The sequence below is a fragment of the Silvibacterium sp. genome (assembly GCF_047605705.1).
Lineage (GTDB): Bacteria > Acidobacteriota > Terriglobia > Terriglobales > Acidobacteriaceae > Silvibacterium.
This window is the reverse complement of sequence record NZ_JASGFD010000009.1, coordinates 19,724-34,553: the sequence shown is the minus strand read 5'-3', so window position 1 is coordinate 34,553 and position 14,830 is coordinate 19,724. Positions and strand designations below refer to the sequence as shown.

Sequence of the window (14,830 nt, the reverse complement as noted above, 5' to 3'; positions counted from 1 at the left end):
TTAACAGTCCTTTCATGTTTGACGGGTAGCGTAATGTCTGGTGGACTATAAGACACAGGACGTTCGTGTGCCCGGACTCTCGAACACATCTCTTCCTTCCCCGGAAACGCAAGAGGCAGCAGTGGTGACCCCGATCGTGAGTGACGCAGAGCCGTCGGAGATACGCCGTTTCCTCCTGAGCCGCGGAAGCTCGACGCTTCAGGATCGCGGCTTCGGCTGGCTGATGCTGGCCTGCGCGCTGAGCATTTTCGGAATCGTAGCGCTGATCGCAAGCGAGCTGGTGCTGCGGTCGCAGCTGACTATCTCTAAGTTCGGCCTCAAATTTTTCTTTGGCCATGCCTGGGACCCGGTGAGCGGGAACTTCGGCGCGTTTCCGTTTATCTACGGAACGCTGATGTCGTCGCTGGTAGCCCTTTGCATCGCCGTGCCGCTCTCGGTGGGCGTAGCCATCTTCATCACGGAGATGTGCCCCAAGTTTCTACGCGGGCCTCTGTCGTTCCTCACCGAACTGCTGGCGGCGATTCCGAGCGTGGTTTACGGCCTGTGGGCGATCTTCACGCTGGTGCCGCTGCTCCGCGAGCATATCGATCCGGTCCTGATCAAGCTGTTTGGCTGGACGGGGCTTTTTGCCGCTCCTGACTTTGGACTCGGCACACTGGCTGCCGGCGTAATTCTCTCGATCATGATCCTGCCGATCATCTCGTCGCTGACGCGCGAGGTGATGACGGCGGTGCCGCATTCGCAGCGTGAGGCAGTACTGGCACTGGGCGCGACGCGCTGGGAGATGATCCGGATGGGCGTGCTGCGCAATGCGCGCATCGGCATCGTCGGTTCGGTGATTCTCGGCCTCGGCCGTGCGCTGGGCGAGACGATGGCTGTGACCATGGTGATCGGGAACAGCCCGCAGATCATGAAGAACCTGCTGGCTCCTGCGTACAGCATGGCCAGCGTAATCGCGAACGAGTTCAGCGAAGCCTCGGACGATGTTTATCGCAGCGCGCTGATTGAAATCGGCCTGGCGCTGTTCATTGTGACGATCCTGGTGAATGCACTGGCCCGGCTGCTGGTCTGGGCTGTGACGCGCGGCGCTCCGCCGCGGGCGGCGTAGGAGAGAACGAGCGATGACGAAGAGCAATTCTCCGAGCGCATTTCATACGCTGCGCCGCACGGCGACGAATCACCTGGCTACCGGCCTGGCGATTCTCAGCACGCTGCTGGTTGTAGCTCCGCTGGTCGCGGTCTTTGCGTATCTCATTTACAAAGGCGCAAGCTCGCTGAACCTGGCGTTCTTTACGCAGATTCCCAAGCCTGTGGGCGAAGCGGGCGGCGGCATGGCGAATGCCATCCTCGGCTCCGCATTCCTGCTTCTGATCGGCAGCCTGCTGGGTGTACCGGTCGGCATCTCGGCGGGCATCTATCTTGCGGAGTTTGGCCAGGGCGGCAAGCTTGCAAACATCGTCCGCTTTACTGCGGATGTTTTGAACGGCGTGCCCTCGATCGTGATGGGCATCGCGGTCTACTCGCTGATCGTACTGCCGCAGAAGCATTTTTCCGCCTTCGCTGGTGGCGTCGCGTTGGGCATCATGATGATCCCGACGATCACGCGTACTACTGAGGAAATGCTGCTGATGGTGCCGGGTTCGGTACGTGAAGCTGCGCTTGGCCTGGGTGTTCCCAGCTGGCGCGCGGTGCTTTCCATCACGCTCAAGACGGCTTCGCCGGGCGTAATCACCGGCTGCATGCTGGCCTTCGCGCGCGTCGCGGGTGAGACGGCTCCGCTGCTGTTCACCGCCTTCGGCAACCAGTTCTGGAGCTCCAGCCTGGGTGAGCCGATTGCCGCACTGCCGCTGCAGATCTACGTATACGCAATTTCTCCATATGATGAATGGCACCGCCTGGCCTGGGCCGGAGCGCTGGTGCTGATCCTGTTGATCGTGATCTCGGTATCGCTGGTGCGGTACGTGACGACGCGCGGTGTATTGAAAGGGGCGAACTGAGTGGGTGTCGGGATTGAGGTCACAAATCTGAATGCGTGGTATGGCGCGAACCATACGCTGCTGGACATCAATCTGCATATCCCCGCGAACCAGGCGACGGCGCTGATCGGTCCTTCGGGCTGCGGCAAGTCGACGTTCGTCCGCTGCCTGAACCGCATGCACGAGACCAATCCCATCGCGAAAGTGACGGGCTCGGTGCGCATCGGGGATATCGATATCTACGCGGACTCCTCGCCGGTGGAGATTCGCCGCCGCATCGGCATGGTCTTTCAGCGGCCGAATCCGTTTCCGACGATGTCGATTTATGACAATGTCGCTTCCGGCCTGAAGCTGAACGGCTTCCGCAACCGCCGCGTGATGGACGAGGTGGTGGAGCGCTCGCTGAAGCATGCAGCGCTGTGGGATGAGGTAAAGAACGACCTCAAGAAGAAGTCGGGTGCGAGCCTCTCGGGCGGCCAGCAGCAGCGCCTTTGCATTGCGCGCGCGCTGGCGGTCGATCCGGAAGTGCTGCTGATGGACGAGCCGGCTTCGGCGCTCGATCCTGTCTCGACGGCGAAGATCGAGGACCTGATCTTCCAGCTGAAATCGCAGTACACGATCGTCATCGTTACGCACAACATGCAGCAGGCCGCGCGTGTGGCCGAGCGCACCGGGTTCTTTTTGAACGGAAAACTTGTCGAGTTTGATTCAACCCACAAGATCTTCACAAATCCCGGTGACAAGCGGACGGAAGATTACATCACGGGCAGGTTTGGCTGATGAGACTTCGTTTTCAACGTAGCCTGGATGATCTGAAAGAGAAGCTGCTGGTGATGGCCGGTATGGCCGAGCAGTCGATCCAGCGTGCCGTAGAGGCGTACCGCACCCGCGATCTTTCGATCTGCGATCTGGTGGATCACGGGGAGCTGGCGATCAACCGCTTCGAGCGCGAGATCGACCAGATGGCGCTGGATCTGCTGGCGATGGAGCAGCCGATGGCCATCGACCTGCGGTTCATCCTCGCGGTTATCAAGATCAACGCGGACATCGAGCGCGTAGGCGATTCGGCGACGAGTATCTGTGATCGCGTGCGCGACCTGCAGGCATTTCCCGTTGCAGATCTTCCGGTGGACACGCCGAAGATGGCATCGCTTGCTGCTGCGATGGTGCGAAAGTCACTGCAGGCGTTCATCGAAGCGGATGCGTCGGTTGCAGAGTCCGTGCTCTCGATGGATGACAGCGTGGACAAGCTGAACGACACGGCCTACTTTACACTGCTGAACCTGATGAAGGCGCAGCCTGAGCTGGCCCCGCAGGCACTGAACGCGATCATGATCTCGCGCAGCCTCGAGCGCGTTGCAGATCATGCGACGAACATCGCAGAGGATGTGATCTTCTGGGTGCGCGGCGCGGATGTGCGACATCACTCGCTGAATTCTAATAACCAGACGGCTTAAGCCGATCGACCGGCGGCTTACTCTGCCGCCGGTTTCCACCATTCCAGTCGAGCAATGCGCGGGAAGTAGAGGCCGAAGCGGATTTCGAGCTTCCTTCCTTCGACGCGCTTAAGAATCTCGGCGTATGCCGCCAGCTGTGGAGCGTAGAGTTCCCGTTGGTGGGCAAGGAAGGCCTCCAGAGCCTCGCCTGCCGGAGCGCTCATCTTGTAATCGACAATCCAGGTGATATGCGAGCCAACAGCGCGCGGCGTTTCGCCAGCAACAAAGACACGATCGGCACGCAGCGTCTGCAATGCCGGCTCAGCGCTCGTGGCGTCGTTCCATGAGGTCCACGACGTCTCGGACTCAGCATTCTCGCGCTGGCCAAGCAGCCATGCGCCATCTGGATCGCTGCGTGAAGCGTGAACCGCAGCAACAACCTCTTCGAGTGCGGATTCAAGTGCACGTCCGGAGAGCGCGGCTTCGCGAAGCAAGCGCTGAGCGCGAGTGCGAATCGTATCCGGCGATATACCCTGGCTCAGATCTTCGAGGAGTGTGTGCACCGTGCTGCCGACAAGGCGGGCACGGCGCGAGCCTTCCGGCCGCACGAATGCCGGTTCCGTTGGTTCTGCAATTGTGCCTGTCGCAGTGACATTTTGCAGCGCATGGATGGGGGGCAGGTCGCGAAGCCGGCGGAGGCTGAGACTGGCTGCCTGCTGTTCCACCTCTGCTGCGATCTCGATCGGCTCTTCCGGAAAGGGAAGGAGCGAGTTTGTCTCATCAGAGGGCGGCGCGACGAGAGCGGCAAATTCCTCTTCGAGCGCGGGCCATGCGGAGGCGAGGAGGCTGCGGGCGTCCCCGGGCTGAAGGCTGTCTTTTGTAACCGTTGCGGTGCCAAACAGGTGAAGCTCACGGCGGGCGCGGGTGCATGCAACGTACAGCAGGCGCTTGCGTTCTTCGGCTGCGCGCTGGTCGCGCTGGCGCTGGATCCACGCGTAGGTAGCATGGCGATCGTCACCACGCGAGCCGATGGGCGCGAGCAGCACTTCCTCCTCGCTGCTCGGCGCAGTGCGTTGCAGAGAGACGATTAGGGAGCCGCGGTCGCCTGTAGGCTTGCGCTCCAGGCCGGGAACGAGAACGACATCGAAGCCGAGGCCCTTCGATTTGTGGATGGTCATCAGCTGCACGCCTGCGCGTTCGCTCACCGTGGGATCCGGCGTGGCGAAGAGGCGTTTGAGCTGGTCATCGAACTCCGGCGTGAAGAGAGGGATGCCGTCCGGAGCGATGCCATCGAGAAGCGTGAAGTAGACCTGCGCGTTTTCGAGTCCCGCTGCATCGAGGCACCGCGGGCCTCCGAGACTGCGCCAGGTGCGTTCGATCCACTGCGAGAAAGATGCTGCATATGCGCCGGTAAAACGCGACCCCAATGCAGAGCGAAGGATGGCGAGAACGCGCTGGGCGCGGGCCTGCGGTTGCTGCGCAAGCTCCGGTAGATGCTGTTCCAGCAGTTCGAGCATCGGCAGATTCCGCTGACTGCGATCGTCGCGGCCTGCGAGCGTATGCAGGTCGGCGAGCGTGAGGCCGCACCACGGCGCACGCAGCACGGAGAGCCACACGATGCGGTCCATGGGATGAAGCAGCGCGCGTGTGAGCGCGAGCAGATCGAGCATCTCCTGCCGTTCGGCGAGGGTTTCCAACTCGACGGCGCGGAAGGGGATGTTGCGGCGGCGAAGCAACGGCAGAATTTCTGCGAGATGCTGACGTGCGCGGACGAGCACGGCTACGCGATATTCGCGGCCTTCGAGCTCGGCCTGACGGATGGCCGGCAGATGATGCTCGATGGTGGTGACGACTGCTTCTGCTTCGTTGCGCTGGGCCTGCTGCCGTTCTTCCGCAGTGGGCCGGTTTTCTCTCGTGCCGATGATCTGTGGGTGTACGTAAAACGACTGCACGGCAGGTGTGGGTTCCGATGCGAAGGACTCGGTGAAGGGAACGCCACTGCCTTCTGACGGAACACCGAAGACAGCAGTAAATATCTCATTCCAACGGCTGGTGAGCCCGGCATGCGAGCGGAAGTTGGTGAGCAGCTGCACCGGCTCGCAGGCGATGCAGTGGTCGTCGAGAAGATCGCCGATGCCACGGGATTCCACCTGGTAGAAGAGTTCGACCTCGGCCTGGCGGAACATATAGATGGACTGCATCGGGTCGCCGACGAGGAAGCAGGTGCGCCCTTCGCCCTGCTCCCACGCGCGCACGAGATAGGAAACAAGCTGATGCTGGCTGCGCGAGGTGTCCTGGAACTCGTCGATCAGCAGATGGTGCAGATTGCCGCTGAGCGCCAGCAGTCGGTCGATGCCTCGGCTCTCTTCCTGCAGTACATGGCGGGCCGCGATGCCGAGTTCAGGGAAATCGACGGCATTTTGTTCGGCGAAGAGGACGCGGAGTTCCGCAACAGCGTGGCGCAGGAGCGTGAAGAAATGACGGAGGGCCTGCCATTGCTGTTCATCGTAATGGGGCCTGGGCAGCGAGCGGATGGCGCACAACACCTGCAAGAAGCCTTGCACCTGCGCGAACTGCTGCAGCAGCTTGAGCATTGCGTCTTTGGCTTCCTTGAAGGCGCGATTCTTCGCGACGGGTGGGAAGCCCTCGCTCGCAGTGAGCCGGCTACGCCATTCATTGCCTTTTGTCAGCAGCATGGAACAGATGGCAAGCCAATGATCCACCGAGAGCGTGGAGGCTGATGGCACGGCGCTGATCCCGGCGAGCACGGAAAGATCTTCGCAGCCGTTTGCGAGCGCGAAGTTGCCGAGCCGGAAGAGCTCACTGGCCAGCAGCGGTTGTGCCGCAAGCGATGCATGGGCTTGCTGAAGCACACGGCGGATCTCATCGCGAAAGGGCTTTTCGAGCTTGTAGCGCAGCTCGTCCCATACCTCCTCGTCGTCGCCAAGATTTGCGATCGGGAAGACGCGGAGCCACTGATCGCGCTGCGCAAGCATGCCGGCGATGAGCCCTTCGCAGTCGGCGAGATTGTTGTCGCGCATGGTGAGCAGATATGTGAGGGCGCTATCCAGCGAGGGATTCGCACTGCCAAGCCGGCTCAGGAGGCGGCGCGCGGCCTGCGCGTAGAGACGGTCTCCCTGCTCGGTGGGTGCGAGCCTGCCACCGAGGTTGGCGAGGAGCGGCTGACCGTGCGCGATGCGCAGGCAGAGCGAGTCGATGGTCTCAATGGTGAGCCGATGCGGCTGCTCGAGCAGCCGCCAGCCACGCCGTTCTGCATGCGCCAGCGCGGCTCGAGCGAGCACAAGGCGATCATCTTCTCCGGCGATCTCAGGCGTGCGTGCGGCGCGTTCGAGATCACCGAGGATACGGGCACGCATCTCGGCGGTCGCAGCGCGGGTGAAGGTGATGGCCAGGATTTCTTCAGGCTCGTTGACGACGGTGAGCAGGCGCAGGAAGCGGCGCGTGAGGAGATCTGTTTTACCGGAGCCCGCGGGTGCGCGAACGATGAACGACTCGGAGACATCGAGTGCGCGGGCACGCTCATCAAGATCGCGAATGGGGAGGGGAAGAACTTCGGGCATGGTCAGCCTGTGATTCCTGGTTCGATGTCCGCGGTTTCGGCGTCCTCGGAAAATGCAAGGGAGCGAGTTTCGGCGACACGGCAGAGCGTGGGCAGCGGGCAATGCTGGCAGGTAGAAGCACCGTTTTTCGGATCGACCAAGGCATCGCCGCGCAGGAAGCCGGCAGCCAGCTCGAGCAGTGCGGCGGTCCACTCCTCGCGGATAGCCTCGGTGTAGGGATACTTGACGAGCGCGCTGGTGGCAGTGAGGTCAGGCAGCAGCTGTGTCTTCGCATCTTCCACCTGTCCGAGGAAGCAGCTTTCACCAGCGCGGATGCGTGCGAAGACGACGCCGCAGATATCTTCGATGTTGCCGAAGGCCGCGTAGAGCGGCAGCTGTGGATCGGCCGGACGCGGAGGGCGCCAGTCAGCGACGGAGACGAGGCCGGTTTTGTAGTCGATCAGCAGATTGCGATAGCCGGGTAGCTGATCGACACGATCGCCACGCAGATTCAGACGCAATTCGCCTACCTGCACATCGACGAGCTTTTCTTCTGTCGCGATGACCTCAAAGGGAGCGCGGGTGGCTTCGTACTGGAGCCAGTCGGTGAGCTGTCGTGCGAGGCGACGCTGTTCGCTATCGAGGTAGGCCCGCGTCCACTCATCGGGAATGTTTCCTTCCTCATCCGGAGAGTAGAACGGTCCGGTAGAGGCATGCTTCAGGAAAACATCGGCGATGGTTTCTTCGACGAGCGCCGAAAGGCGGCTCTCACGCTGAACGGCAAGAAGATCGTCGAGCGTATGAAGGCGTCCATGGTCAGGAGACCAGATGGCCTCGAGCACATCATGGAGAAGATTGCCGCGTTCGGCGGCGGTAAGGCCCCACTCACTACGGTTCAGCTCGCGTGCATAAAGCCGGCGGGTCGCAAAGGCACGGAAGGGGCATGCCGCCTGATCGCGGAGGACATCGGCGCCACCGGCGCTTCGCTCGACTGGCCACGGAAGCGTGCCGGTGGCATCGGAAATTTCTTCAAGGAGGGCGGGCGCTGGCACCGTTGGAGAGATCGAGTATGCAGCGCGCCATTCCGCTGTGGTGAGGAGGTGCGATTCAGGGGCGACCGCGGCGAACAGTGGTGAGGGACGAAGATCGCCGTCACGATTGCGCTGGGCGCAGCTGAAAACAACAGCGGGCGCGCTCGCCGCGAGGCTGTGGGTGACAGCACGCGAAAGTTCAAGATCGAGCGCAGGCGTGGCGTGCGGCATGCCTGCAGCAATTTGCACAGCACGAGGCAGCAATGGATGGGTGGTGCCACTGAGAGGCCATGCGCCATCGTCGAGGCCGAGGAACCAGAGCGCATCGAAGGCCTGACCCGAAGCCTCAAGCGCGCCCATGATCTGAATTGGCGCGTCGTGCGATTCGAGGGCAAAGAGCGTCGAGCCGGCGTGTCGCTCGAGAATATGGAGGAATGTCGAGAAGCTGAGCTCACGGCCATCGTAATCGAGCAGCGCGAGGTCATCGAGGATGCGGTCCCAGCGGGCGGGGGCCTGATAGCGAACCGTATCCGCAGTGCGTCCACCCGGGAAACCGGTCTGGCGCAGAAGGACGGGAATCAGCTCTGCCCAGCGGCTGGGTGGATGCGATCCGTGATGGACGCCGTTGACCTCGGCCACGGTGCGAAGCTGCGCGACACGCTGAGCGAGCGGATGTGCGGATGTCATGCGCTCGGGGATACGGTTGAGGAAGCTCGACAGCCCGATCTCCATCGACAGCGAGGCTCGGGCGCGCAGCTCCGCGTCGAGACGAGCTGCTGCAAGCGTCTCGGCATCACTTGCAGTCATGAAGCCCGAGAGCAGCAGCCAGGTGAGCTCTTCCTCCGCGAGGGGTTCGACGAGCCAGCGCAGGATCAGTAGCGCCGCACGGATGACAGGCACCGAGGCGAGTGGCTGGCCCAGCGAAAACTCATAGGGCAGCGGGTGAGCGGGAGCGGTGATATCGCTGGTCTCCGGCGCGAGGACCTGACGGAAGATGCGATCGATCTCAGCGCGCACGGATTCGAGCGACGGAGTGACGACTGCGATGCGCAGAGGGGCATCCGGCCGGGAAGATGCGAGCTGCTGGTGCAGCCACTCTGCGCAAAGGTTGATCTCTTCGCGGAGGTCGGCGGTGCGAAGCGTCTGCGGCGGCGCGGCATGCGTGGGAGTAGCGGCATGCGCGATGTTGACGCCGCGGCGGCCAAGGCTTTCGAGCAGCGAATTCTGTGCGGGGGTAACGCGATCGAAACCTACGAGGAGGATTTCCTCTGGCAAAGATGCGGTCGACGTTGCAATCGTTTCGCCAAGTGACGATTCGAGCTGCGATGCGCTGAGCCACCCTCGTTGTGCGCATTCGCGATCGAAGGCTGCAGCCCACTGGCGGAAATGTCCGGCGTCGATCTGATCCCAGCTATGGTTGCGAGCGGCGTGCGCCTCGTAGGTCGAGAGCAGGGCGTACGCCTCCGCAGCAAGCGTGGCCATTGAGGCGGGTGAGACGACAGCGAGGTCATCATCCTGCTGCTGGACTCGTAGCCACAACTGCTCCTCCTGCAGGGAACTCAGGATCAGCGGAGCGCTCTCAGGCGCGAGTTGCCCGGTAAGGATGCCGATCCAGCTGTTCCAGTCCTGGATGGGCGGAGTTTTCCAGGCCTGCCGGCCTGCCTCACGCATGCGGAGCGCATACTCATAGCGCAGCCAGCGTGCGGCGCGAGGGTTCGCGGTGACGATGAGCGCACCGGCCTCCAATGCTTGTTCCAGTTCCACAGAAAGCCGGCTCATGGGCCAAGTGTAAACTGAGGGGTGAATCGCAGACGGTGTGGATTGCTGGGGTTATTCGCTTTGCTGGCCGTGCTCGGTCTGGGCGGAGCGGTGGGTTGCCATAGCGCGGGTCAGGGCGCAGGGCAAGGGGATTCGGCAGGCGCGGTCAAACGCTATGCGGTGCGTGGGGTGGTGGTATCGACTGATGCCTCAAAGGGCGAGGTCACGCTCGATACCGAGGCGATCCCCGGCTACATGGACGCGATGATCATGCCCTACAAGCTGAAGCAGCCGGAAGTGCTTTCCGAGCTGCATCCGGGGGACAGGATCACGGCGACGTTGCTGGCTGGGAGTGACAGCGATTTTCTCGACCAAATTGTGGTGGTGGGCCAGAAGAAAGCCGACTACGTGCCCAAGGCGAGCTACCACACGCCGCAGCCGGGTGATGCGGTGCCGGATTTCGCTCTCCTGAATGAGAAAGGGCAGACCGTTCATCTGGATCAGCTCCACGGCAAGATTGTCCTGCTGACGTTTGTCTACACGCGCTGCCCCCTGGCGGATTATTGCCCGCGCATGAGCCGCAATTTCGCCGAAGTCAACAAGGCGCTTGAGAAGAATCCGGCACTCTATGCGAAGACACACCTGTTGAGCGTGAGCTTCGATCCGAAGTACGACACGCCGAAGGTTCTGCGCAGCTACGGCGGCGCCTATACGGGACGCTACACGCAGGAGACCTTCGATCACTGGGAGTTTGCGGCGCCGGTGGAAAGCGATCTGAGCAGGATGCTGCAGTTCTTCATGGTGGCCGCTACGCCAGAGCAGGACAAGACGATCACACATTCGCTTTCGACTGCGGTGATTACACCGAGCGGGCGGATATATAAATGGTATGCCGGCAATGATTGGACTCCGGAGCAGGTGCTCGCGGACGTAAATAGCCTGGCTGCAAATCCATAAAGGGCGAGAACGAGCCGCGATGATCGTAATTCTGATGGGTGTGATGGGCACCGGCAAGACCACGGTTGCCAAAGAGCTGCAGGCCGTGACCGGCTGGGAGTATGCCGAGGGCGACGATTACCATAGCGAAGCGAACAAGGCGAAGATGCGGTCCGGAATCCCGTTAACGGACGAAGACCGCTGGCCCTGGCTTGATAGTCTCCACAGCGTGCTGAAGGGCTGGGAGGATGCAGGGAAGAGTGGGATACTCACCTGCTCCGCGCTCAAACAGGCCTATCGCGATCGCTTAGTGAACGCTCTGCCCGCGGGATCATGGCGTTTCGTTTCGCTCGACGTGCCGAGGGAAGAGCTGGTGCGGCGGCTTTCGAGCCGGAAGGGACATTACATGAACCCGGGCCTGCTCGATAGCCAACTGGCGACGCTCGAAGATCCGAAGGATGCGCTGCGGGTGGATGCGACGGGCGCGGAGCCGGAGATCGCGGAACGTGTGCTGAAAGCACTGAACGAGAAGTAGAGAAGCGTAGCAACGGCAGGACCGCCTGAGGCGGCAGAAAGAAAGAGGATTTCAAGAGGCATGGCGAAGCTTACGGTTGCATTCGGCGTCATTCTTATCGCGGTCGGAGTATTCAGCTTTATCATCACCGGGCATCATGCGCCCACGTCGCTGATTCCGGCCTTCGTCGGGCTGCTGCTTGCGATCTTCGGCGCACTGGCGAATTCGGAAGATGCGAAGAAGCGGATGTTGCACATGCACATTGCCGTGACCATCGGCCTGCTCGGCTTTCTGGGCACAGCCAAGAGCATCGTCGACTACATCGAGATGACGCAGGGACGGCAGTTCGTGCGTCCGGCTGCGGTGGAAGAGAAGGCCGCGATGGCCGTGCTCATGCTGATCTTCGTGCTGCTGTGTGTGCGGTCGTTCATCAACGCGCGTCGCGCGCGGGCGTAGGGAGTCGCAATGCGCGGAGCTGGCCTGGGTGGAGGCCTTTCGGCAAAGGCGGAACGGACCACGTCGCGGCGCGGAGCCATCCGCGCTGCCGCGGGTGAGCAACCGAAGTCGAAGACGGATCTGCGCAAGGCTCTGCCTGAAGTCTGGAAGCTGATCCGGCCGCGCCGCTGGCTGCTCGTCTTTGGGCTGGTGCTGGTGGCGATCAATCGCGTCGCCGGCCTTGTTCTGCCGATCTCGACGAAGTACCTGATCGACGGCGTGCTGAGCCCTAAGAATCCTCATCCCGGGCGGTTGCTGCCGTTGGTAGGCGCTGTCTTCGCGGCTACGGCGATCCAGGCTGCGACCTCATTCTCGCTGACACAGCTGCTGTCGAAGGCTGCGCAGCGGATGATCGCCGATCTGCGTAAGCAGGTGCAGCAGCACATTGGGCGGCTCTCCGTTAGCTTCTATGACAGCAACCGCACCGGCGTGCTGGTCTCGCGCATCATGACTGACGTCGAAGGTGTCCGCAATCTCATCGGCACCGGGCTTGTAGAGTTTGTGGGCGGCATGCTGACGGCACTGATGGTCTTCACCTATCTGCTTGTCAGCAACGCCCGCATGACGCTGATCGTCTTCGCTGTGATTGTGGCCTTCGTGCTCGTGCTGCAGCGCGCCTTCAAAACGATCCGGCCGATCTTTCGTGAGCGCGGCAAGATCAATGCCGAGGTGACGGGACGTCTCACCGAGTCGCTCGGCGGTGTGCGCGTCATCAAGGGATATCACGCCGAGGAGCGCGAAGCGACGGTCTTCGCAGGTGGAGTGCAGCGGCTACTCGAAAACGTCATGCGCACACTGACCGCGACAAGCACGCTCTCGTTTGCTGCGACGACCGTGCTGGGTGTGGTCGGCGGCCTGGTGATGCTGATCGGCGGTCACGGTGTACTGACTCATCGCATGACGGTCGGCGGCTACTTCCAGTTCACGGCGCTCTTGGCATTCATGATCGCGCCGGTCTTTCAGATCGTGAATATCGGCACGCAGCTTACCGAAGCGATGGCTGGCCTCGACCGCACGATAGAAATTCTTGCGGAGAAGGACGAGTTCCGCGATCCGGTGCGCACGCATGCACTGGGGCCGATCGAAGGCGACGTGGTTTTCGACAATGTGCGCTTTGCCTACGAGCCGGAAAAGCCGGTGCTACATGGCGTTTCGTTCGAGGCGAAGCCCGGGACGATGACAGCTCTGGTCGGCTCGTCAGGCTCGGGCAAGTCGACGATCATCAGCCTTGTCTGCGCCTTTCATAATCCCGACAGCGGTCGCGTGCTGATCGACGGTGTGGATCTTACGACGGTGCGGCTCGATGACTATCGCGCACAACTGGGCGTGGTGCTGCAGGAATCGTTCCTCTTCGACGGAACGATTCGCGAGAACGTCGTCTTCTCTTATCCCGATGCGACGGAAGAGCAGTTTCTGAATGCATGCAGGACCGCCCGAGTCGATGAGTTCGCCGAGCGCTTCCCTGAAGGCTATGACACCATCGTGGGCGAACGCGGGGTGAAGCTTTCGGGCGGCCAGCGGCAGCGTCTCTCGATTGCGCGCGCGATTCTCGCAAACCCTCGCATTCTCATTCTTGACGAGGCGACCTCCTCGCTTGACTCGGAGTCTGAGTCGATGATCCAGGAGGGTCTCGCCTTTCTCATGGAAGGACGTACGACCTTTACCATCGCGCACCGCCTCTCGACGATTCGCAAGGCCGATCAGATTCTCGTCGTCGAGCAGGGACAGATTGTGGAGCGGGGTACTCACGAGAGCCTCTATGCGCAGGGCGGCCGTTACTACGACCTCTACACGCGGCAGCATGGCCTTGAGACGAATCTCTTTCTCGCGCCCGGCGAGGGCGATGTTGTGGAAGAGAAGAAATAGCGTAGCGCAAAACTTCAAGCACTGAGAGACAGGTCCGGCGACGGACCTGTTTTTTGCGTGCGCACTGTCCCCACGCGATACATCCCTGCGCCTTCCATGAAACCGAAGTACCGGACAGCAGCCGCCCGCATGTCTCAAGCAGGGCAGGCGCACGCCGATAACCGGGACGTAACCGGCCAGAGAGGCGAAGGCCGGGCGGGCGGAGGGGATGTGTGTTGAACGTACTCCTGATCGATGACTCGATGGTTATCCGCAAGATGCTACGGCGGGTGCTGGGCGAATGCAACATCGGCGTAGGTGAGATCTTCGAGGCTGGCGATGGCAGCGCGGCGTTGAAGGTGCTGGAAGCGAGCTCGGTGCAGCTGATTCTTTGCGATGTGAATATGCCGGTGATGAATGGCATGGAGTTCCTCGAAAACATGCAGAAGAACGGTGCCTGGAAAGGCATCCCGGTGATCATGGTGACCACCGAAGGCGGCATGGACAACGTGATGAAAGCCGTTCAGCTGGGCGCGAAGGGATACATCCACAAGCCGTTCACCACGGACGAAGTAAAGCAGAAGCTTTCGCAATGCCTGAACGTAAGCGTGGCCTGAAGGCCGGCTGAGAGGTGAGTGGCGATGGAGAACAATATCGATCTGGCCAGGGCCGGGGAGCTGGCCTGCGAGGCAATCCGCCGAGCCGTGCCGAACGCATTTACCACGATGGTGGGCGTGGATGCCGTGCTCGAGCCGGAACTGGATGGCGCACCCGGAGGACCGGAGCAGCGCTGCGTGGCCGGTGTGATCGGCTGGGTGGGAAGCCTGAGCGGTACTGGCATGCTCGAGTGCACCGCGGACTTTGCGTGCACGCTGGCGAACATGATGCTCGGTACTGAAGAGGAGACGTTGACCCCTGAGGCGCTCGACGCGGTTGCGGAGATGACGAACATCATCTTCGGATGCATGAAGACGGATCTCGAGCCGGCTGTGGGCCCAATGGCGCTAAGCGTGCCGACGATCATCAGCGGTACGGACGTGGAGATGCGGACCTCGGGAGAAAAGATTGCGGTGTTCAAGATCGGTGTGGATGCCAACCGCCTGCGGGTGCGGCTCTACCTGAACCAGATCGAGGATCGGCGAGGCGCGCTAGGGCAGTTCTGGACCCTGTCCTGCGAACCGGCCAAGTAGAGAAGCTTCAAGTTAGAGAGCGACCAACCGATAAACGCGACACATCCACGCCTGATCCAAGCAGACAAAGCGACTGCGAAGCCGCAGAG

The 14,830-nt window shown here is 61.7% G+C and carries 12 protein-coding genes; 10 read left to right on the top strand and 2 right to left on the bottom strand.

Annotated elements, in window-relative coordinates:
- Nucleotides 1–121: 121 nt before the first annotated feature.
- The 4 genes from pstC to phoU are packed head-to-tail and all read left to right on the top strand — an operon-like array spanning nt 122 to nt 3,433.
- Nucleotides 122–1,108 carry a phosphate ABC transporter permease subunit PstC gene (gene pstC, locus QM649_RS05025; RefSeq protein ID WP_415197922.1) on the top strand — a complete coding sequence of 329 codons (987 nt, stop codon included), beginning with the start codon at nt 122–124 and terminating at the stop codon, nt 1,106–1,108.
- 13 nt (nt 1,109–1,121) lie between these two features.
- Nucleotides 1,122–1,997, top strand: a complete 876-nt coding sequence (gene pstA, locus QM649_RS05020) for a phosphate ABC transporter permease PstA (RefSeq protein ID WP_415197921.1) — start codon at nt 1,122–1,124, stop codon at nt 1,995–1,997.
- A complete protein-coding gene (gene pstB / locus QM649_RS05015; RefSeq protein WP_415197920.1) occupies nt 1,998–2,756 on the top strand; it encodes a phosphate ABC transporter ATP-binding protein PstB in 759 nt (252 codons plus the stop codon).
- Entirely contained in the window at nt 2,756–3,433 is a 678-nt protein-coding gene (phoU, locus tag QM649_RS05010; protein WP_415197919.1) for a phosphate signaling complex protein PhoU, read from the top strand. The genes pstB and phoU overlap by 1 nt, the downstream gene beginning before the upstream one ends.
- Before the next feature lie 17 nt (nt 3,434–3,450).
- On the opposite strand, the gene QM649_RS05005 is transcribed toward phoU, so the two are convergent.
- Both QM649_RS05005 and QM649_RS05000 read right to left on the bottom strand, forming a co-directional pair.
- A complete protein-coding gene (locus tag QM649_RS05005; RefSeq protein WP_415197918.1) occupies nt 3,451–6,993 on the bottom strand; it encodes a UvrD-helicase domain-containing protein in 3,543 nt (1,180 codons plus the stop codon).
- 2 nt (nt 6,994–6,995) lie between these two features.
- Nucleotides 6,996–9,767: a PD-(D/E)XK nuclease family protein gene (locus QM649_RS05000; RefSeq protein WP_415197917.1), complete on the bottom strand. Its 2,772-nt coding sequence runs from the start codon at nt 9,765–9,767 to the stop codon at nt 6,996–6,998.
- 36 nt (nt 9,768–9,803) lie between these two features.
- On the opposite strand from QM649_RS05000, the gene QM649_RS04995 reads away from it, so the two are divergent.
- The 6 genes from QM649_RS04995 to QM649_RS04970 all read left to right on the top strand — a co-directional run bounded on the left by QM649_RS04995 (nt 9,804) and on the right by QM649_RS04970 (nt 14,741).
- Nucleotides 9,804–10,718, top strand: coding sequence for an SCO family protein (locus QM649_RS04995; RefSeq protein WP_415197916.1), 915 nt, complete (start codon nt 9,804–9,806; stop codon nt 10,716–10,718).
- Between the two features lie 19 nt (nt 10,719–10,737).
- On the top strand, nt 10,738–11,232 hold the full coding sequence (locus QM649_RS04990) for a gluconokinase (protein WP_415197915.1): 495 nt from the start codon (nt 10,738–10,740) through the stop codon (nt 11,230–11,232).
- A 60-nt stretch (nt 11,233–11,292) separates the two neighbouring features.
- Nucleotides 11,293–11,667, top strand: coding sequence for a hypothetical protein (locus QM649_RS04985; protein WP_415197914.1), 375 nt, complete (start codon nt 11,293–11,295; stop codon nt 11,665–11,667).
- 9 nt (nt 11,668–11,676) lie between these two features.
- Nucleotides 11,677–13,572 carry an ABC transporter ATP-binding protein gene (locus tag QM649_RS04980; RefSeq protein WP_415197913.1) on the top strand — a complete coding sequence of 632 codons (1,896 nt, stop codon included), beginning with the start codon at nt 11,677–11,679 and terminating at the stop codon, nt 13,570–13,572.
- A gap of 212 nt (nt 13,573–13,784) precedes the next feature.
- Entirely contained in the window at nt 13,785–14,168 is a 384-nt protein-coding gene (locus QM649_RS04975; protein ID WP_415197912.1) for a response regulator, read from the top strand.
- A gap of 24 nt (nt 14,169–14,192) precedes the next feature.
- Nucleotides 14,193–14,741, top strand: a complete 549-nt coding sequence (locus QM649_RS04970; protein WP_415197911.1) for a chemotaxis protein CheX — start codon at nt 14,193–14,195, stop codon at nt 14,739–14,741.
- Nucleotides 14,742–14,830 lie beyond the last annotated feature (89 nt).

Bases quoted from the DNA above. Each gene is read 5' to 3' on its own strand.
- pstA (WP_415197921.1), top strand. From the start codon at position 1,122: ATGACGAAGAGCAATTCTCCGAGCGCATTTCATACGCTGCGCCGCACG.
- phoU (WP_415197919.1), top strand. From the start codon at position 2,756: ATGAGACTTCGTTTTCAACGTAGCCTGGATGATCTGAAAGAGAAGCTG.
- QM649_RS05005 (WP_415197918.1), bottom strand. From the start codon at position 6,993: ATGCCCGAAGTTCTTCCCCTCCCCATTCGCGATCTTGATGAGCGTGCC.
- QM649_RS04990 (WP_415197915.1), top strand. From the start codon at position 10,738: ATGATCGTAATTCTGATGGGTGTGATGGGCACCGGCAAGACCACGGTT.
- QM649_RS04985 (WP_415197914.1), top strand. From the start codon at position 11,293: ATGGCGAAGCTTACGGTTGCATTCGGCGTCATTCTTATCGCGGTCGGA.
- QM649_RS04980 (WP_415197913.1), top strand. From the start codon at position 11,677: ATGCGCGGAGCTGGCCTGGGTGGAGGCCTTTCGGCAAAGGCGGAACGG.
- QM649_RS04970 (WP_415197911.1), top strand. From the start codon at position 14,193: ATGGAGAACAATATCGATCTGGCCAGGGCCGGGGAGCTGGCCTGCGAG.